General features: G+C 73.2%; 18 protein-coding genes. 5 read left to right on the plus strand and 13 right to left on the minus strand.

Annotated features, from left to right (window positions below; genetic code table 11):
- Positions 1-111: 111 nt before the first annotated feature.
- Together ACLJT4_RS12690 and ACLJT4_RS12695 are read right to left on the minus strand one after the other, a co-directional pair.
- A complete protein-coding gene (locus tag ACLJT4_RS12690) occupies positions 112-465 on the minus strand; it encodes a hypothetical protein (RefSeq protein ID WP_411122402.1) in 354 nt (117 codons plus the stop codon).
- A gap of 226 nt (positions 466-691) precedes the next feature.
- Entirely contained in the window at positions 692-1012 is a 321-nt protein-coding gene (locus ACLJT4_RS12695) for a hypothetical protein (RefSeq protein ID WP_411122801.1), read from the minus strand.
- 471 nt (positions 1013-1483) lie between these two features.
- Here ACLJT4_RS12695 and ACLJT4_RS12700 point away from each other — a divergent pair, with 471 nt between their 5' ends.
- Complete coding sequence (locus tag ACLJT4_RS12700; protein ID WP_411122403.1) at positions 1484-2407, plus strand: phospholipase D-like domain-containing protein; 924 nt, start codon at positions 1484-1486, stop codon at positions 2405-2407.
- A gap of 68 nt (positions 2408-2475) precedes the next feature.
- Here the strand turns inward: ACLJT4_RS12700 and ACLJT4_RS12705 are convergent, their stop codons facing one another.
- The gene (locus ACLJT4_RS12705) at positions 2476-3978 is read right to left on the minus strand and encodes an MFS transporter (protein ID WP_411122404.1); all 1503 of its coding nucleotides are present in this window, start codon (positions 3976-3978) and stop codon (positions 2476-2478) included.
- Positions 3979-4271: 293 nt separating this feature from the next.
- Between ACLJT4_RS12705 and ACLJT4_RS12710 the strand changes: the two genes are divergently transcribed.
- The 4 genes from ACLJT4_RS12710 to ACLJT4_RS12725 all read left to right on the plus strand — a co-directional run bounded on the left by ACLJT4_RS12710 (position 4272) and on the right by ACLJT4_RS12725 (position 7736).
- Positions 4272-4643, plus strand: a complete 372-nt coding sequence (locus ACLJT4_RS12710; RefSeq protein ID WP_411122405.1) for a YciI family protein — start codon at positions 4272-4274, stop codon at positions 4641-4643.
- The gene (locus ACLJT4_RS12715) at positions 4640-5851 is read left to right on the plus strand and encodes an RNA polymerase sigma factor (RefSeq protein WP_411122406.1); all 1212 of its coding nucleotides are present in this window, start codon (positions 4640-4642) and stop codon (positions 5849-5851) included. Before ACLJT4_RS12710 ends, ACLJT4_RS12715 begins: the two co-directional genes overlap by 4 nt.
- An 89-nt stretch (positions 5852-5940) precedes the next feature.
- Positions 5941-6618: a TetR/AcrR family transcriptional regulator gene (locus ACLJT4_RS12720; protein WP_411122407.1), complete on the plus strand. Its 678-nt coding sequence runs from the start codon at positions 5941-5943 to the stop codon at positions 6616-6618.
- A 77-nt stretch (positions 6619-6695) separates the two neighbouring features.
- Positions 6696-7736 (plus strand): NAD(P)-dependent alcohol dehydrogenase, encoded by a 1041-nt coding sequence (locus tag ACLJT4_RS12725; RefSeq protein WP_411122408.1) that lies wholly within the window; start codon positions 6696-6698, stop codon positions 7734-7736.
- A gap of 31 nt (positions 7737-7767) precedes the next feature.
- On the opposite strand, the gene ACLJT4_RS12730 is transcribed toward ACLJT4_RS12725, so the two are convergent.
- The 10 genes from ACLJT4_RS12730 to ACLJT4_RS12775 all read right to left on the minus strand — a co-directional run bounded on the left by ACLJT4_RS12730 (position 7768) and on the right by ACLJT4_RS12775 (position 19205).
- The gene (locus ACLJT4_RS12730; RefSeq protein WP_411122409.1) at positions 7768-9555 is read right to left on the minus strand and encodes an asparagine synthetase B family protein; all 1788 of its coding nucleotides are present in this window, start codon (positions 9553-9555) and stop codon (positions 7768-7770) included.
- 99 nt (positions 9556-9654) lie between these two features.
- Complete coding sequence (locus ACLJT4_RS12735) at positions 9655-10956, minus strand: DUF6271 family protein (RefSeq protein WP_411122410.1); 1302 nt, start codon at positions 10954-10956, stop codon at positions 9655-9657.
- Between the two features lie 98 nt (positions 10957-11054).
- Positions 11055-12002 carry a glycosyltransferase family 2 protein gene (locus ACLJT4_RS12740; protein ID WP_411122411.1) on the minus strand — a complete coding sequence of 316 codons (948 nt, stop codon included), beginning with the start codon at positions 12000-12002 and terminating at the stop codon, positions 11055-11057.
- A complete protein-coding gene (locus ACLJT4_RS12745; RefSeq protein ID WP_411122412.1) occupies positions 11999-12739 on the minus strand; it encodes a TIGR00730 family Rossman fold protein in 741 nt (246 codons plus the stop codon). The genes ACLJT4_RS12740 and ACLJT4_RS12745 overlap by 4 nt, the downstream gene beginning before the upstream one ends.
- On the minus strand, positions 12736-13929 hold the full coding sequence (locus ACLJT4_RS12750) for a hypothetical protein (protein WP_411122413.1): 1194 nt from the start codon (positions 13927-13929) through the stop codon (positions 12736-12738). The genes ACLJT4_RS12745 and ACLJT4_RS12750 overlap by 4 nt, the downstream gene beginning before the upstream one ends.
- On the minus strand, positions 13926-15092 hold the full coding sequence (locus ACLJT4_RS12755; protein WP_411122414.1) for a histidine phosphatase family protein: 1167 nt from the start codon (positions 15090-15092) through the stop codon (positions 13926-13928). The genes ACLJT4_RS12750 and ACLJT4_RS12755 overlap by 4 nt, the downstream gene beginning before the upstream one ends.
- A gap of 7 nt (positions 15093-15099) precedes the next feature.
- Positions 15100-16260, minus strand: a complete 1161-nt coding sequence (locus tag ACLJT4_RS12760; protein ID WP_411122415.1) for an aminotransferase class I/II-fold pyridoxal phosphate-dependent enzyme — start codon at positions 16258-16260, stop codon at positions 15100-15102.
- Positions 16257-17192: a DegT/DnrJ/EryC1/StrS family aminotransferase gene (locus ACLJT4_RS12765; protein ID WP_411122416.1), complete on the minus strand. Its 936-nt coding sequence runs from the start codon at positions 17190-17192 to the stop codon at positions 16257-16259. The genes ACLJT4_RS12760 and ACLJT4_RS12765 overlap by 4 nt, the downstream gene beginning before the upstream one ends.
- Complete coding sequence (locus tag ACLJT4_RS12770; RefSeq protein WP_411122417.1) at positions 17179-18297, minus strand: GNAT family N-acetyltransferase; 1119 nt, start codon at positions 18295-18297, stop codon at positions 17179-17181. The genes ACLJT4_RS12765 and ACLJT4_RS12770 overlap by 14 nt, the downstream gene beginning before the upstream one ends.
- On the minus strand, positions 18294-19205 hold the full coding sequence (locus ACLJT4_RS12775; protein WP_411122418.1) for a hypothetical protein: 912 nt from the start codon (positions 19203-19205) through the stop codon (positions 18294-18296). Before ACLJT4_RS12775 ends, ACLJT4_RS12770 begins: the two co-directional genes overlap by 4 nt.
- Positions 19206-19227 lie beyond the last annotated feature (22 nt).

The raw sequence follows: 19227 nt of genomic DNA on the forward strand, positions 1-19227 counted from the left end.
GGGGCACCGTCCGGGAAGTGGACGGTGCCGCGGCGGCCACCGTGAGTGCGTGGTCACCGAACGGCCGGGGAATTACCCGTGTGCCGCCCGCGCCACCGCAATGCCGACCCGTCAGAGGCGGATGACGTTGTTGCACCCCACGGTCGATCCGATCCTGTTGACCCGCACGCCCCGACGCTCCCAGCCCCGGTGCTCGTGGCCCCAGTGGTGGAGGAATCCGAACCCGCCGAGGACATCGATGTTGTTCTCGAACGTCCGGCAGCGGGTGCTCTGCCGGATGATGACCTTTCGGCCACCTCGCTTGCCGTGGTGCCGGCCGCTCGACTGTTGCTGGAAGGTGGTCTTCTGGCTCACCTGGGGGCCGCCGTGGTCGGGGCCCGCATTGGCCTGGGCGGTGCCGGCACCGAGGAGGCTGATGCTGCCGATTAGGGCCACCACCACGGAAGCCTTGCGAAGCTTGCGCATGTCATCTCCGAAATTCGCGCGGATACGATCAGCGATTGATCGACTTCATACGGTGAAGGGAGATTAATGCAAAATACTGCACACTCATCGAATGACGCGCCGCATCCCATGATGGTCACGAACTGGCATGACCCATTTACCGACTGACCCGAATTTCACATAACCGCCGGGCGCGGCACGAGCGCACCGCACCCGGCGGCAATTTCCTCGGCGCAGGGCGCGGTACCTAAACGGCGTCGGGACCGTCGACCATCCGGAGCAGCACCACGGCCTCCGCGCGCAGCCGCGCGGCCCGGTCGGCGTGCGCAGGGCCGGCCAACTGGGCGGCCATGTCGAGGCGTTCGTCGGCCTCCGCCCGCACGATGTCCAGCACCTCGCGGTCACTCAGCTCGCGCCGCAGCGCCTCGGTGGCACCGGCGCCGACCGGTGCCGCTTCGAGGGCCACGCCGCGCAGCTCGGCTTCCGCCACGGGCACGGCCTCGGCGTTGTCCAGCGCGGAGAGCGTGGCGCGGAGCGCGCTGAGGGCGACCTTGTCGCGGGCACGCATCGCTTCGGGGAGGGCTTGACGCAGACGCAGACGCAGGGACATGCCGGTGACGCTACGGCTGCGCCCGCGAGCCGACAACGCAATTTTCGTGCGGCACCGGACGCCCCGTCAGCTGTCGCGGCGCCGCTCCGGCACGTCGCACGCCCACCGGCCGACCGCGGCGGCCCGGCAAAGGGTGCGCACCCCCGATACAACCGAACGCCCCGCTCTCCCACCCTCGCCGAATTGAGGGGAGATAACCACCAGAATTTTCACCTCATTTGACTTGGCATCAGGTATGGCGCGGCTTTGCACAAAGCTGCCCTGCTATTCACTCAACTGGGCTTCAGCGGACTTCGGGGCTGTGCCTTACTGGGGTGCACTACGCGCGTTGCGCGTTTCCCCCACCACGTCAGGAGAGTCCCGGTGCGCCCCACTCGCCGTCTCGTGCCCGCCCTGACCGCAGGCGCTTTGGCCGCGGTAGGTGCCTTCGTGCCCGCCACCGCTCATGCGGCCAGCCCCTTCTCCCTGGTGATCCTGCCGGACCAGAAGGAGGGCCCGATCTACGACTTCGTCAACTCGGCCAAGAAGTCGGTCGACGTGACGATCTACGAACTGCGTGACACCACCCTCGTCAACGCCCTGGTCAAGAAGGAAAAGGCCGGCGTGAAGGTCAGGGTGGTCTTCGACTCCCAGCACAAGTCCATCGACGGCGCCGCCTACAAGGCGCTGTCCGCGGCCGGCGCCGGGGTGACGTATTCGTCCTCGGCGTACGTGTACACGCACCAGAAGACGATCACCGTCGACGGCACCAGGTCGTACGTCAGTACCGGCAACTTCGACACGAAGTACTACGCGACCTCGCGTGACTACGGGGTCTTCGACGCCGACAAGGCCGATGTCGCGGCGATCGAGAAGGTCTTCGACGCCGACTTCCGGAAGTCCTCCGTCACTCCGTCCGACGGCACCGACCTGGTCTGGTCGCCGACCGACTCGCAAAGCCACCTCCTGGCCCTGATCAAGGGCGCGAAGCGCACCCTCGACGTCCAGCAGGAGGAATTCGGCGACGCCACCCTGGTGAATGCCGTCGTGGCGGACGCGAAGCGCGGCGTCGCCGTGCGCGTCGTCGCCGAGAACCAGTCCTCGAAGTACAGCAAGCAGCTGAAGAAGGTCACCGCCGCGGGCGGCAAGGTGACCACCTACACGAGTTCCACGGGTTACTACATCCACGCCAAGGCGATCGTCACCGATTACGGGACGGCCGCCGCGAAGGTGTTCGCCGGGTCGGAGAACTTCTCCAACAACTCACTCAACAACAATCGCGAACTCGGCCTCATCGTCAGCGACTCCGCGGTGATCAGCGGAATCGAGAAGGCATTCGACGCGGACTTCCACAAGAGTTCCGGCACGGCCTGAGCCGCGCGATTTCCCTCCTGCCGGCCGGGCTTCGACCCGGCCGGCAGGAGGGCCGGCCCCCGACGGCCCTACACGTGGTTCACCTCGTGCTCGGGGACGTCGACCGGCGCGACCGTGGCCGGCGAGGACATCGGGCGCATGGCCACGATGAGCACGGCCAGCCCGGCGAAGAGGACCGCGGCGATGACGCCGGTGACGTGCAGGCCGGCCGTGAACGCCGCCCGTGCGGTGTGCAGCAGGTCCGCGCCCTGGTCGGCGGGCAGGTGCCGGCTGGCGGCGACCGCGCCGGCCAGCGAGTCGGAGTTCCCGTGCGTCCGGCTGCGGTAGACGCCCGCGGCCACCAGCCCGAGCAGCACGAAGCCGAGCGATCCGCCGAAGTAGTTCCCGGTCTCCGACAGCGACGCCGCCGAGCCGGCGCGCTCCGGCGGTACGGAGCCGACGATCCGCCCGGTGCCCAGCGCGAAGAGCGGACCGGTGCCCAACGCCAGGACGGCGATGGCGGTCATCACCACCGGCAGGGCGCGCGCCCCGTCGACGCCGACCAGCAGCAGGCCGCCCAGCGCCGACACCGCCAACCCGCCGGCGATCGCGGTCGTCTGTGGCATCCGCCGGGCCAGTGCGGGTGCGAGCGTGGTGCCGACCGCCACCCCCAGGCCCATCGGCGCGAACAGCAACGCCGACGCCATCGGCGAGAAACCCAGCACGCTCTGCAGGTACTGGGTCACCAGCAGGCCCGTGCCCGCCATGGCGACGCCGGCGAGGACCAGCGCGACGAGGACGGCCGCCACCGGACGGTTGCGGAACAGTCGCAGGTCCAACAGCGGCGTCCGGAGCCGCAGTTGCCGGCGCACGAACAGCGCTCCGACGGCCGCGCCGACGAGGAGGACGAGCGCCGGCACGACCGGCCGGGTCTCGACGGTGAGCTGCTTGGCGCCGTAGACCACCAGCAGCGCGGCCACGAGCGACAGCGCGACGCTGGGCAGGTCCAGCCGACCGGCCCGGTCGTCGCGGAACTCCGGCAGCAGGACCGGCCCGGCGAGCAGCAGCAGGGCCATCGCCGGCACGGCGGCCAGGAACACCGATCCCCACCAGAAGTGCTGGAGCAGGAATCCGGCGAGCACCGGCCCGAGCGCACCGCCGGTGAACTGGCAGGTCGCCCAGATCGCGATGGCCCGCCCGCGCTCCCGTCCGTCCCGGAACATGTTCGTGAGCAGGGCGAGGGTGGACGGCGTCAGGGTCGCGCCGGCGACGCCCAGCAGGGCCCGTGCCACGATCAGCGTCAGCGGGCTGGTCGCGCAGGCGGCCACGACCGACAGCACCGCGAACGCCGCTCCGCCGCTCAGCAGCAACCGGCGGCGGCCGATCCGGTCGCCGAGCGTCCCCATCGTGATGACCAGACCGCCCACCATGAGTCCGTAGCTGTCGCTGATCCACAGCTGCTGGATGTTGGTGGCGCCCAGGTCGGCGCTCAGCTGTGGGAGCGCGAGGAGCAGCGCCGTCATGTCCATGGAGACGAGCAGTGTCGGCAGCATGAGGACGACCAGTCCCAGCCACGCCCGGTTGACTCGCATGTTCGAAACTCCCTGTTCTCTCGTGGTTCCGCCGGTCGGTCGGAGCGGTTGGCGGCTTCTTGACATCGCCGCGGACGGGACTTTCCGCCGCGCCTGTCGGGGCGGGGGCGGGCCTCGGAGCGGCGGTGTGGCTGCGCGCCATGCGGGTGGTGCGGGCGGTGTGTGCGGGGCCGCTGCGAAATCCCGTGCAAAAGTTCCGGCGGGGGACGTCAAGAAGGCGACGGCGGCTCCGACCGACCGGTGGCAGGCCCCGCACGGGGCTCGCGACCCACCAGGAGTACGAGGAGTACGACATGCAGTTCCTGATCAGCATGCACATCAACCCGGCCGTGCTGGACGCGTTGACCGACGAGGAGAAGGCGGCGATCGGCGAAGGCCACGGCCGGTTCATCGCGGCCCTGAAGGAGTCCGGCGAACTGATCACCACGCAGGCGCTGGTCGACCCCTCGCAGGCGGTGGTGGTGTCCGTGCGCAACGGCCAGCCGGTGGTGACCGACGGCCCCTTCCTGGAGTCCAAGGAGTACCTGGGTGGCTTCTACCTGATCGACTGCGAGGACAAGGAGCGGGCGATCGAGCTGGCCGCGCAGATCCCGGACACCGCGGTCGCGGGGCTGGGGGTCGAGGTGCGGCAGGTGATGTTCGCCGACGGACAATTGGAGGCATGACAGCACACGACTTCGAGGACCTGCTGCGTGCGCTCGCGCCGCAGGTCCTCGGCACGTTGGTACGTCGGTACGGCCAGTTCGAGGGGTGCGAGGACGCCGTGCAGGAGGCGGTGCTCGCCGCCACCGTGCAGTGGCCGGCCGACGGCGTGCCGGCCCACCCGCGCGGCTGGCTGGTGACCGTCGCCTCCCGGCGCCTCATCGACCAGTTGCGCAGCGACCGCGCCCGTCGCGAGCGCGAGTCGGCGACGGCCACCGAAGTGGTGCCCGAGGACGTGCCGGACACCGACGACTCGCTGGTGCTGCTGTTCCTGTGCTGCCACCCGACGCTGACCGCCGCCTCCCAGACCGCCCTGACGCTGCGCGCGGTCGGCGGCCTGACCACCGCCGAGATCGCCCGGGCCTTCCTGGTGCCGGAGGCCACGATGGCGGCCAGGATCAGCCGGGCCAAGCAGCGCATCAAGGCGGCCGGCAGCGCGTTCGTCCTGCCGGAGGGCGCGGAGCGCGAGGAGCGGCTGCGGGTCGTCCTGCACGTGCTCTACCTGATCTTCAACGAGGGCTACACGGCCTCCTCGGGCAGCGAGCTGCACCGCGCCGACCTCGCGCACGAGGCGATCCGCCTGGTCAGGACGGTGCACGCGCAGCTGCCCGACGACGGCGAGGTGACCGGGCTGCTCGCGCTGATGCTGCTGACCCACGCCCGCCGGGAGGCCCGGACGACGCCGGCCGGTGACCTGGTGCCGCTGGACGAGCAGGACCGCGGGGCCTGGGACCGGGCGTTGATCGACGAGGGGCTGGAGCTGGTCAAGGCGTCGCTCGCCGGCCCGGCACTCGGGCCGTACCAACTCCAGGCCGCCATCGCCGCCACGCACGCCGCCGCGGCGACCGCCGACGAGACCAACTGGCCGCAGGTACACGCGCTCTACCTGATCCTGGAACGGATCGCGCCCAACCCCATGGTCACCCTCAACCGCGCGATCGCACTCGCCGAAACCGAGGGCCCGCGGGCCGGTCTGGCCCTGCTGGCCACGTTGGACGACGACGCGCGGATGGCCGGGCACCACCGGCTGCTGTCCGTGCGGGCCCACCTGCTGGAGAAGACCGGCGACACGGCCGGCGCGCACGCGCACTACCGGCGCGCCGCGAAGTCCACCGCCAGCCTCGCCGAACAGCGCTACCTGGAAGCCCGGGCCCGGCGGACGCAGGCGTAGCGCGGCGCCGGGTGCCGCGCCGCCTCATCCCAGAGTGTCCCGATGGGACACATGTCCCGATGGGACACAACGGGTGTACCGTGGCAAACGTGACGGTGCCGGAACCTTCCCCGGACGCCGCCGGCGCCCCCGCCGAGGACCGCCGGCGGCGCAGGGAACGACGGACCCGCAGGGCACTGGCCACCGCGGCACTCGACCTGATCCTTCAGCGCGGCCTCGCCGACACGACGGTCGAGGCGATCGCGGAGCGCGCCGACGTCACGCGGCGCACCTTCAGCCGGCACTTCGCCGGCAAGGAGGACGCCGCCCTCGACTTCGTCCGGGGCGACGGCGACCGCATCAACGCCCTGCTGCGCATCCGCCCCGCCGCCGAACCGCCGCTACTGGCCTACCGCAGGGCCGTCGGCGCCTGGCTCGCCGACGAGCAGAGCCCCGGCTGGCACCTCCAGCCCAAGACGCGGCGCCTGCTCGCCCTGGTGGACCGCGAGCCGGCGCTCTTCGCCGCGTACGAACGTATCCGGGTCGACGCGCACCGGGAATCGATCCGGATCCTCGCGGCCCGCCTCGGCACCGACGAGCACGACGTGCGCCCGGCCGTGGTCGTCGAGGCGTCCGCCGGCGTCCTCAGCGCCGCCCTGCGCATCTGGGCCCATGCCGCGGACGCCGGCGAGCCGCCCGCGAACGACCTCGCCGCCCTGGTGGAGCGCGCCTACGACGCCCTGGCCCACGAGGCCGCCGGCGGCGGCCGGCCGGCCGACTTCCCGTAGCGGTGCGGGCACCCCTGGGCGAGCGCCCGTTCCGCCCCGCCCCTCCCCCACACCACCACGCAGGAGAGAACCCCGCCATGAAGGCCCTCCAGTACCGCACCATCGGCGCTCCGCCCGAGGTCGTGCACGTTCCCGATCCGACGCCCGGCCCCGGCCAGGTGCTGCTCAAGGTCACCGCCGCCGGCGTGTGCCACTCCGACTTCGCCGTCATGAACCGCCCCGCCGAGGGCTTCCCCTACCCGCTCCCGCTCACCCTGGGCCACGAGGGCGTCGGCACGGTCGCCGCGCTCGGCCCGGGCGTCACCGCGGTGCAGGAGGGCGACGCCGTCGCCGTGTACGGCCCGTGGGGGTGCGGAACCTGCGCCAAGTGCGCGGAGGGCAAGGAGAACTACTGCCTGCGCGCCGACGCACTCGGCATCCGTCCGCCCGGCCTGGGCGCGCCCGGAGCCATCGCCGAGTACCTGGTGGTGGACGACTCTCGGCACCTGGTGCCGCTCGACGGACTCGATCCGGTCGCCGCCGTACCGCTCACGGACGCGGGGCTGACCCCGTACCACGCGATCAAGCGGTCGCTGCCCAAGCTGACGCCCGGCTCCACGGCGGTGGTCATCGGCGCCGGTGGCCTCGGGCACGTCGCGATCCAACTGCTGCGCGCCCTGACCCCGGCCCGCGTCGTCGCCCTCGACGTGAGCGACGACAAGCTGCGGCTGGCTCGCGAGATGGGCGCCCACGAGGCGGTCCGGTCCGACTCCGGGGCCGCGGACGCGGTGCGCGAACTCACCGGCGGGATCGGCGCGCAGGCCGTGTTCGACTTCGTCGGGGCGGCGCCCACCGTGGCCACGGCCGCGGCGGTAGCCGCCATCGAGGCCGACGTCAGCCTGGTCGGCATCGGCGGCGCCGCCCTGCCGGTCGGCTTCGGTCACCTGCCCTTCGAGGTGTCGGTCAGCGCACCGTACTGGGGAAGCCGGGGCGAGTTGCTGGAGGTGTTGGCGCTGGCCCGCTCCGGTGCGGTCTCCGTCCACACCGAGACCTTCTCCCTGGACGACGCGCCGCTGGCCTACGAGCGGCTGCACGCCGGGCTGATCGACGGTCGTGCGGTGATCCTGCCGAACGGCTGACCGTCCGCGGCGGGAGGGTCCCGGCGCTCCCTCAACGCCCGGCGACCGGCGGGCGGCCCTCCCGCTCCAGCCACGTGGAGAGGCTGAACAGGCGCCACAGCAGCCGCCAGTCGAACTTCTCCAGGTCGGCGAGGGCCCCGTCGCGCAGGATCCCGAGGTCGGTCAGCGGGCCGTCGACGATGACGGCGGAGAAGTCGGCCCAATTGTCCGTCATCCAGTCCGAGTACGAGAAGTGGTCGTCGAAGCCGACCTTGCGCTCGGTGAACTCCCCGGCCAGCGGCGTGCCGCGGAAGACGCCGCGGAGCAGGTGCTTGGGCGCGTCCGGGCGGATGCGCCGCTCCGCCGGCAGACTGAAGACGCCCGCCACCAGGTCGATGTCGAAGAACGGCGAGCGGACCTCCACGCCGCGGGCGATCCCGTTCTCGTCCGTCGCGCGGAAGTTGTCGTAGGTCATCAGCCGGAACAGGTCGAGGGCCTGCCCGAACAGCACCGGGTCGCGGTGCTCGGCCGTCGAGTAGGGGAACGGGCGGTCCAGGACGTCGCCGAGCGCCGCGGTGCGGGGTGCGACGGCGTCGCTGCCGAAGTCCGTCACGAACTTGTGCCAGCCGGCGGTGCGGTTCCAGCGTTCCCACAGCGACATGGCCATCCACTCCTCGGTGGTGGCGCCCACCGCGTCCGCGCGCAGCGCGGCGTAGCGGACATAGCCTCCGAACACCTCGTCCGCGCCGTGGCCGCCCAGGAGCACGGCGGAGTGCTCCCGCGCGGCGCGGTGCAGGGCGTCGTTGTGCAGCACCAGCGGCTCCGCGGCGGGTGCGTCGAGGGTGTCGTTCAGCAGGTCCACGGTGGCGTCGAGCGACGGGATGCGGAACGGCACCTCGTGCAGGTCGACGCCGAACTTCCGCGCCAGGGCGCGGGCCCGACGCAGGTTCTCGTCCTCGTCGGGGCAGCGGGCCGAGAACACCGTGACGGCCGCCGCGGGCTCCGCGTGCTCCAGTGCGGCCTTGAGCACCGCGGAGGAGTCGATGCCCCCGGAGAACCCCACCGCGACCGGGCGGTCCGCGACCAGGGCGCGGCGGTGCGCCTGGTCGATGAGTCGGCCGATCTCGGTCTCGTCGGCGGGGGCGGCCCGCAGGCCGGACACCGGGGTGAGCGGGGCCGCCGCGCGCGGGCCGGCGGCGCCGGGGACGATCCGGAGCACGCCGCCCGCCGGCACGGACCGGATGTCCTGGTACAGCGTCCGGTCCCCCGGGAGGCGGCCCAGGCCCAGGAATGCCAGGGCGTTGGCCGGGTCGAGGCGGAGGGTTTCGCCGCGTAGGCACGCGGTGAGGCAGCGCAGCTCCGAGGCGAAGGCGAACAGGTCGGGCGAGTCGTAGTAGTAGAGGGGGCGTTCGCCGAGCCGGTCGCGGACCAGGGTCAGTTCGTGGGCGGTGGAGTCCCACACGGCCAGCGCGAACGGCCCGCGCAGGTCCTCGAAGGCCGCGGTGCCGCGCTCGGCGCAGAGTTCCAGGGCCACCTGGAGGTCGCCGGGGGGCATCCGGCGGCGCCGGTCGGCGGGCAGCCGGTGGCTGAGCTCCCGGTAGTTGAGCACCTCGCCGTTGCCCACCATCACCAGCGCGCGCTCGCAGTCGAAGAGCGGCTGGCAGGCGTCGTCGACGGCGATGACGGCGTGCCGGGCGGAGTGCAGGGAGATCCAGTCGTCGCTGAAGGCTCCCGTTCCGTCCCGGCCCCGGTGGGCCAGGGATGCACCGAGCGGCACGGCCATGGCCCGGTGGTCGACGGAAGGGCGTCGTTTCAGCAGGATGCCGCCGATGCCGCACATGGTGATCTCCTTGTCAGTCCGTGAGTGCGGCTTCCTTGGCGGGCCGCAGCGCTCTTCCACAACGTTTTCGGGGTGGGGCGGACGGGCGGACCCCGCGGGTCAGGCATACCGTCCGAGGTCGCCGTCGACGCCGAGCCGGCCCGCCGCCGCCACCAGTGCGGGCCAACTGCGGGTCAGCGCCGCGAACTCCCGCACGGCGTCGGCCACGTACTGCCCGGTCGTGTCCGCCGCCTCCTCCAGGGCCGCGACGCGGACGTCGAGGCGGCTCCGGACGTCGCCCGACGCGGCGGCGGCCGCCTCGCGGTAGATCTCGACGAACGCGGACGGGATGGCCGCCGTGCGCTCCGCGCCGCGCTCCACGGTGTCGAGGAGGAACTCCGCGTACGCCGCCGAGTCGAAGTGCTGCCCGTCGGGCAGCAGCAGGTCGCGCTGGGTCATCAGGGCCTCGTTGAAGGCGTTCCAGTGCTTGCGCAGGACGGCGTAGCGCAGTTCGGCGCGGGCGTACCAGCCGAGGTGTGCGGCGCTGCTCTGCTCCGCCCGCCATGGCTCGTAGTGGTGGTCGGCGGTCAGGTCGTGGTGCCAGACGGGCAGTTCGAGCTGGTAGAGCAGTCCCTTTTGGAAGTAGTCGCTGCCCAGCACCCCGACCGCGGGCATCTCCGGGATCCACTCGTGGACGCGGCGCAGGGCGGCGATGCCCATCTCCACGACGCCGGTGTGGTCGCGGCGGGCCGGCACCCCGCCGTGCGCGACGACCTCTTCGGGCCGGACCGGGGCCGCGGCCCGGGCCACCCGGGTCTCGGCCGGGGAGAGCCGGCTCAGGGCGTCGATGCGGTCGACGAACTCCTCGGAGCGGTCCAGCAGGTCGCGGCGGTCGCGGGTGGGGCGGCCGGTGAGGGACGAGCCGACGCAGTACGCGCCCTTGCTGCCGGCCGCGGCGCCCCCGTCGAGCAGTTCCGCCTCGATCCGCAGCGGGGAGGCGCCGGAAGCGGGGTCGACGTGGGTCACCTGGTCGCTGTCGCGCCGGTGCAGGGTCCGCGCGCCCAGGTACGCGGCGACCAGTGCGGCCTTGTTGGGGCCGGCGCCGTAGGAACCGGTCGGCTTGCACAGGGCGCCTTCCGCCACGGTGCGTTCGGCCGGCGGGAGCGCGGCGGTCGCGAGGAGGTCGTGGACGAAGCGGGTCCAACCGTCCGCGCCCAACACGTGCACCGGGATGCCGGCGGTCGCGGCGGCCTCCTCGGCGACCTGGCGGTTGGCCCGGGAGACCGCCGGCGGGCAGTCGTCCACCACCAGCATCGTCACCTGCTGGCGCGCCGCCTCGGGTAGCGCCGCGACCTCGGCGGCGACGGAGCGGAAAGCCGCCTCGAAGGGGCGGTTGGTGGGCAGGTACACGAGCCGTCGCACGGAGCGCGGCGCGCCGCTCCCGGCCCTCGGTTCCGGTGGGGTGTGCATGGTGGGTGACGCAGCCTCTCAGGACGTCGGCGGGAAGGGGCGCGGGTGGCTCACCCGTGGTGGGCCGGCTGCGGGACGCCGGCCAGCGCCCGGGCGCGGTGCTCGAACCGCACGGCGGTGTCCACCCACGCCTCCGCCGCCGGTGCGGCCGGATCGATGGCGGGCGCGAACATCTCCTGGAGCCGGACCACGGGGTCGGGGTGCTTGCGGGCGAAGTGGGCGAGGTTCGCACGCCATTCGCGGTACATGGACGCGGAGACCGGGGAGCGGTGTTCGTGGTAGACGGCGGCACGGGTGCTGTAGCGCATCCGGACGCCGTCCTGAACGAGCCGGTACCCCAACTCGGCGTCCTCCAGGCCCCAGCCGTGGAACTCCTCGTCGAAGCCCCCGACCGCGGCCAGTCGGTCGCGCCGCACCGAGGCGTTGCAGGTCCACAGGTAGTGCCAGGCGGTGCGCAGGTCGCTCAGCTCGCCGCCCAGCGCCGCGAAGACCGGTTCGCGTTCGTCGCCGCGCACCACCTCCGGCAGCGCTCCGAGGCTGAACCCGCGGGCCAGGCACGCCAGGTCGAACGTGCCCTCCCCCAGTTGGTGGCGCCGGCCGACGACCAGCAGGTCGTCGGCGGTGCCGTGCGCGCGGACGTGCTCCGCCAGGAAGTCGGGGCCCACGACCTGGTCGGCGTCGAGCGTCACGACCAGGCTGCCGGTGGCCAGGGCCAGTCCGATGTTGCGCGCCCGGGCACGTCCCGATGCCGGGGTGCGGGGCTCGTGGACGTAGCGCAGGTCCAGGCGGGAGGCGAAGGAGTCGACCATCGGGCCGGTGCCGTCCGTGGAGCCGTCGTCGATGACGAGCACCTCGAACGACCCGTTTCCTTGCGGTCGTTGGTGCGTCAGTGACAGCAGGCACGCCTCCAGCGTGGCGCGCGCGTTGTAGGCGGGGATGATGACGCTGACGTCGACGGGGCGGTGCTCGGTGGCCGGCGGCCGGGCGTGCTCGGTCATGCCGTCCGCCGTTCCGTGCCGAGGGCTGCGGTGGCGTCCGGCGCGGTGGCGGTCCCGGGCTGCGGGACGGTGGCCGGTGGGTGCGCCCCCACGGCCGCCAGCGCCGCCTCCACCGACTCGGCGACGACGAGTTCCTTGACCACCGTGGGACTGGCGAGCCCGGCGTCCACCAGGTGTGCCTGGACGAACTGCACGAACGCCTGCCACAGGCCGGTGCCTTCGGGTTGGACGAGCACCACGGGGAAGCGGCCGAGACGGTCGGTGTCGTGGTGGACCAGGACCTCGAAGAGCTCGTCGAACGTGCCCACCCCGCCGGGGAAGACGAACAGCGCGTCGATGTCGTGGGTGAGGAGCAGCTTGCGCAGCGCGAAGGTGCCGACGGTGAGCGAACGGTCCTCGTCGAGCACCGTGTCGGGCACTTCGCCGGGGATCTCGATGCGCACCGCACGGGACAGCGTGGTGCCGCTGCCGTCCCGGACGGCCTGCATGATCCCGGGGCCGCCGCCGGTCACGGTCGTCCAGCGCCGGGCGGCGAGGGCGGCGCCCAGTTCCCTGGCCATCTGGTAGGCCGGCTCGTCCCGTTCGGCGCGGGCCGAGCCGAACACCGTGGCGACGCGCGCCGGTGCCATGGCCCGGGAGGTCTGGCTCCACTTCCGTGCCCCGTCGACCTCGTCGGCGAGCGAGTGCAGAGTGGTGAGGAGGGCGGATCGGGTGCGTGCCGTGGTCGGTTCGGTCATGACGCTGTTGCCTCCGTCGTCGGCTCGACCGCGCTGCGGCGAGCGGCCAGGTCTGCGGCCACGACCGCGGCCACCTCGTGCGCCCCGTCGAAGGGGGCTCCCAGGTCCGGCGTCTCGGGGTTTCCCACCGCGTGCCGGGCCAGTCGTGCGTAACGCGCCGCGTATCCGTCGTCGCGGCCGAGCCGTCGGTTGACCTCTTGGACGGCGACGGCCTTCGCCGCCTCGGGTGCCCCCTCGGCGATGCCGTCGTAGGGCGCGGTGAGGAACGGCCACAGGTCGTGGGCCGAGCGGGCGGACAGGTGTCGGCAGATGAGGACTTGGCTCCAGTTCTGTGGGGGCAGCGGGACGTAGGGCCGGCCGGCTCGGGAGACCTCTACGAGGGTGGTCATCCCGGGGGAACTGAGTACCACGTCGCACCGCCCCAGGGCCGTGTGGAAGTCCGCGGCGGACAGCTGCCGCACCGGCACCCCGGCCCGCAGGGTGAACGCACCGTTGGCGTGGTTCATGGCGGCGGTCATCTCGACGGCCGAGTCGTTCCGCACGGCGGCCAGCAGCCGCTCCACCAGTGCCAGGTACACCCGGCCGGAGGTGTGTCCGGCCGGGTTGCCGAGGCCGCCGAGCTGCACCAGCATCCGGGGGCGGCCCGGGGCCCGGGCGGCGGTGCCTCCGGGCGGGCCCGCCGGGGCGGGGACCGTCGGCGGCGCGGCGGGGGGCCGGGCGACGATCCCGGAGACCGGGATCACGTCGCGCAGGCCGAGCCGGGCCAGGTGGGCGACGCTGCCGAAGAGGTCCTGCGCGAGGTAGGCGCGGACCCGGTGGAGCGGGCTGTCCGGCGGCACGTCGGCCGCCGTCCACATGAAGCCGAGGCTGTCCACGTAGTACGTGCGGGCGGCCAGGCGGTCCGTGCCGATCAGCTCGGGGGCCAGCACGTTGACCACGGCGTCCGCGGACCGCAGGGCCGCTGGGTCCTGTCCCGGCGGTGGGTCGTCCAACGGGCGGGCGGGGGCGTCCGGTTGCGCGGCGAAGAAGTCGAGCGCGGAGTCGGTGCCGTAGTACGCCACGTCCAGATGGTGGTCCCGGGCCAGCACCTGGCCGATGCTGTACGCCTTCGAGGAGGGCCCGAAGCCGAAGGGCGTGGCCACCACCGCCACCCGGGCCCGCCCGCCGACGAGCGGTGAGCGCAGGGTCATGGGGCCTCCTTGGCGGGCTGCGGGCTGCGGGCGACGTCCTCGGGCGAGCGGTTGACGAAGTCCACCGAGACCCCGTCCGGGCCGATCCGGAAGCGCGAGAAGTGACCGGTTTCCCAGCGCAGCGCGCGCACTCCGCGCAGGTCCGCGCCCAAGGCCCGCTCCAGCAGCCAGTGGTGCGGTCCACCGTGCCCCACCACCAGCACGCGCCGGCCGGGGTGGCGGGTGGCCAGGGTGGCGAAGAACTCCAGGACCCGGTCGCGGGCCTGTTCGTAGCTCTCCTCGCCGTCGACCGTGCACAGGTCGCTGTTGCCGGTCAGGGCCCGGTCGGCTTCGGGGCCGAGGCGTCGTCGCACGTCGTCCAGGTCGACGCCGGCGAAGCCGTGGAAGACGCGTTCGCGCAGGGCGGCTTCCTGCTGCACCTCGACGTCGAGTGCGGCGGTGACCAGCGCGGCCGTTTCCCGGGCGCGCAGGAAGTCGGAGGCGTACACCGCGTCGGGTGCGAACCGTTCGACGGCTCCCCGGGCCGACCGCGCCTCGTCGCGTCCGCGGGCGGACAGTCCCATCGCGTACGGGTCGGGGTAGGTGTCGCTCGGGTAGTCCGGGGCGCCGTGCCGAAGGAACAGCACGTCCACGTCCTCGGTGGGCTCGGGCTCGGTCCCGGCTTCCTGCGCGGTGAGTTCGAGGAGGTCCAGGACGTCGTCCGCGACCTCCTCTGGTTGCTTGTCGTGGATGCCGAGCAGCAGGCCGGCGGGGCGGAACTGCTGGTGCAGCTCGCGGACCCGGTCCTCGTCCATGCGCGCCAGCGGGTCGCGGGCGTTGTTGCGGTCCAGCAGGTCGGTCAGCGTGCCGTCCAGGGTGATCGTCACCAGGCGCATGCCCTTCCGTTGGAAGCGCAGTTCCTGGGCGGCCAGGAAGTCCACGTCCTCGAAGACGCCGTCGATCACGGGGGTGAAGCCGCTGTCGAGGTAGGACAGGGCCAGGTCGAGGCAGCCGAGTTCGGAGGCCACGAGGGTGAAGTCGCTGAAGTCCCGGGGCCGGGCCATGTACCGGACGGAGTCGTTGGAGATCCGGACGGCGGGGACCAGGGAGTCCCGCAGCAGGGCGGCGGTGGTGGTCTTGCCGGAGCCGGGCAGACCGCGCAGCAGCAGCGCGATGCGGTTCATGGGGTGGTTACCTTTCCTGGACGAGATGGTGTCGGTGCGCCACGACGGCCTCGGCCACCTGGGAAACGGCTGCATCCGTCAGGTATTTCGAGGTCGGAACGCTGAGGATCCTGGGCGCCAGCGCCTCTGCCTTCTTCGGCCACGGGTGTGGTGCGCTCGGCAGCACGCGCCGGAACAATCCGTACTCAGGGTAGGTCTTCTTCCAGACCACGCGGGCGAGGACGCCGCGGGCCGCGAGCCCGGTGCAGAACTCCGCGGCGTCGGCGGTGCTGCGGGCCACGAACAGGGTGTGTGACGCCGCGTCCGCTTCCGGGCGCGAACTGTCCAGGACCGGTGTGTCGGAGCCGAGTTGCTCCCGCAGGCTGCTGCGCAGGCCCCGCTGCCGGGCCAGCGTCTGATGGAGCGTCAGGGCCTGGTCCATCACCAGGGCCGCCTGGAGTTCGGTCATCCGCAGGTTGTCCCCGACCAGGGCCCGTTCGTCGTCCCAGTCGGGCAGGCCGCCGTCGTGCCGGACGGCGCCCAGGTCCGCCATCCGGTACACCCGCTCCACGACCTCGGCGCCACCGGCGACCAGTCCGCCCTCGCCTGAGGAGATCTGCTTGGACTGTTGGAAGCTGGTGACGGCGACGTCGGCGAGCTCGCCGGCCCGACCGTCCGCGGACGACGCCCCGAGTGCCTGGCAGACGTCCTCGATCAGCGGGACGCCCAACCGGTCGCAGAGTTCCCGCAGCCGCCCCGCCGGCACGGCGTGCCCCTGCACGTGGACGACCATCACCGCGGCGACCGGTTCGTCCGGCGATTCCAGTGCGGTCGTGTCGAGGGTGAGGGCGGTGTCCATGTCCAGGGGGACGGGCACCGCCCCCACCGCGGAGACCGCCATCGCGCAGGCGATGAAGGAGTAGGCGCTGACCAGGACGCGGTCGCCGGGGCCGATGCCCAGGGCCCGCAGCGCCAGGCGCAGTCCGACGGTGCCGTTGGACACCGCGGTGGCGGCCTCCTTGCGGAAGTACCCGGCGAAGTGGCGTTCGACGAGCGTGTTCGCGGACTCGCGGTCCCCCTCGACGTAGCGGAAGAGCTGGCCGTCGGCGAGGGTGGCCCGGAAGTGGGTGAGGGACTGCTGGTCCTCCCGCGACAGGTCGAAGAACTGGTGCGGATTGATCACCGTCATGAGGGTCGTCCAATCTTGACGAGAAGGGGTTCCACGGGGCGCCGGGTGCCGGTCACCACGCGGGTGTCCCGGCCCCGGAACATCGGCAGGGCGGACGGCGGGCGCGGATGCATCCGTTGGGCGTCCCCCAGGGCGTCCGTCAGCTGCGCGAGGTGGTGGGGCGTCGCCGACCGCGCCGGGTAGAGCGGCACGCGGGTCCAAGCGGCGCTGGAGCCGGGCAGCAGGCCGGGAAGGCGGAAGTGCCTGGCCAAGTCACCACCGGTGAAGCGCTCAACCGCCGCCCTACGACTGGCGAGTTGGCGGTCCGCCTCGGCGACGGCGGCCGGGAGCAGGGGGTACAGGGGCGTCGGGAAGCGCGCGGGGGACGGGGGACGCGGCCGGTGCCGGTCCGACGTGTCGCCCCGCGCGACGGCACCGGACACCAGGTCGGCCGGGCCGAGGAGCGCACCGCCGGCCCCCAGCGCCACCGGTTTGGACGGCCCGAACGAGGTGACGGTGAGCGTGCCGGTGGAGCCGGCCGGCACGCCCCGGATCGTCGAGCCCCAGGTCTGGGCCACGTCCTCGATGACCGCCACGCCGCGCGGGACGGCCGCGACGATGCCGGGCACGTCGCACGGCAGCCCGTACTGGTGCACCGCGATGACCGCGCGGGTCCGTGCGGAGCACGCCGCCGCCACGTCCGGCGGGTGCAGGGTCAAGCCCTCGCCGACGCCGACGAACACCGGCACCGCGCCGACACGGACGACGGCCGCGGCGACGGAGTGGCAGCCGACGTCGGGCACCACGACCTCGGCGCCCGCGCCCACCTCCAGCACTTCCAGGGCCGCTTCCAGCGCCGTGCCGCCGGAGGCGCAGAACGCCGCGGCGGGCTGCCCCCAACGGTCCAGCAGGTCCCGGACCGCGGCGTCCACCACCGGGTCAGTCGAAGGCATGGCGCAGCCCCTTCCCCGTCTCGTGGGCGCGGGCCACCCGGGCGTCCAGGTCCGCGCGCTCACGTGCCCGGAGGGCGGCCCGGTCCGCGGCGCCGCACCACACGTCGGCCCGCGGCACGCGTTCGCTGTGGAGCAGGTCCTTCAGCGCGTCGGGGCTGCCGTGCAGGTCCACCGTGCGCACCCCGCGGTCCGCCCACTCCTGCCGCAGTCCCTCCGTCAGCAGGTACAGCCCGGGCGAGTAGCGCCGGTAATCCTCGTCGTAGGACCACTTCAGGCTCGTCAGCCGGTCCCCGACCCGGGCGTCCAGGCGGAAGGCGACCGGCCGCTCGCCGTCGAGGAGCAGGGCGGCCGTGACCTCGCCGGTGTCGACCAGGCGTCCGTAGAGCGCGTCCTGTCCGCCGCGCAGCCGCATGCTCTGTCCCTGACGGGCCTTCCACGAGCGGTCGTCGACCGCGAGGACGTGCGCGAAGGCTCCCGCCCCGGACGTCCCGGGCCGTAGCGTCAGGCCGTCGCGCTCCACCAGGCGTCGTTTCCGGCGCAGTTGGGAGGAGCCACGCGCCAGGGCGCGTTCCCACAGGTCGGCGCCGTCGCGGGACCAGTCGATCAGGGAGTTGGGCGGGCGGGGCCAGACCGTGCACCCGGCGCGGGCGCAGGACTCGGCGTGGTCCGCGGCCACCAGGGGCAGGTAGACGGACGCTCCGGTGGCCCGGTGGACGGCCGTCACCAGACGGGCGAGGCGCTCCGCCTGGCCGTGCTCGGTCAGCACGGGCTCGTCGTCGCAGACCGCCGTGAGCACCGCGCCCTCGTCGGTGAAGGCGGCGATGCCGTCGGGCGCGAGGGCGACGACGACCCGATGACCGGCGGCGCGCACCGCGCGGGCGTACCCCGGGGACTGCTGCAACCGTGTGCCGTGCCGCCGGTACGCCGTCGTCCAGGCGCCTTCCTGGGCCGGGGTGAGGGCGTCGAGGTCGACGATCCTGAGGTCGTGGACCGGCCCGGGGGGCGGTGCGGCCCGGGCCGGCGTGGGGCGGTGCCGTGCCGCGGGGGCCGCCCCGGGCGGGTCGGTGCCGGGGTAGGGTTCGGTCGGCCGGTCGGTGGCGGTCATCCGAACTCCCCCGCTCCCGCGCCCGGTTCGGTCGAGCGGCGCCAGCGCAGTTGCGGGTAGGCGCAGGCACGGGCGCCGAACCCGGTCATGAAGCGGTCGACGCCGGGCAGCACACTGCCCTCAAAGTCGAACACGTCGGTGCCGGGCTGTCGGCCCGCCCACGCGATCGCCTCGTCCACCAGCAGGCTCGGCACCCCGCGGGCGCCCGCCCGGTCGAACCACGAGTGCATGAGGACCGCGGCGCCGTCGCAGAGCAGGACGAACACCTGGCCCCGGCAGGTCCCTTCGGGGTCCGTCGCGGCGAGGCACAGCGCCGGTTCGACACCGCCGACGCGCAGCCCGGACCTGCGCCGCGCGGCGACGGCGTCCGGCGGTTGGCCGACGACCGCGCGGGAGAAGTCGAACGCGTCGAGCGGGGCGGTCCGCACGGTGTGCTCCCGGGCCGCGGCCCGGATGTGGTTCCGGGCGGTGGCCACGTACCCCGTGCGGGGGTCGCGGTCGGCGTGCAGTTCCAGGACGCGGGTGTGCCGGCAGAGGAGTTCGGCCCCCGCCTCGGCCAGGGCGGCCGCCTCTCCGAAGCGCGGGTCCATCGGGATCTCCGCCGACTCCACCCGGTCCATGAGTGCCTGGGTCATCGACAGGACCGCCCGGTGGCGGTCGACGGGGTGCAGTTCCGGGTCCACCCACGGTGAGGCGTAGGGCAGGAGTCGGAAGGGACGGCGGGCGGCCGTTCCGTCGTCGTCCAGGGGGACCACCCAGGCGCCCGCCGTGCGACCGCCGCGGGTCCGGCAGACGAGGTTGAGGGTCTGTCCGTAGAGCTCGGCCGCCGTCGGCGCGTTCCACACCTGCACGGGCAGGCCGGCGGCGGCCTTGTCGAGCTCGTCGGGGGAAACGGTGTCAGTGTGCATGGGCGCCCTTCCGGACGGGCGG

The organism is Streptomyces sp. x-19, from assembly GCF_046549115.1.
GTDB classification, from domain to species: domain Bacteria; phylum Actinomycetota; class Actinomycetes; order Streptomycetales; family Streptomycetaceae; genus Streptomyces; species Streptomyces albulus_C.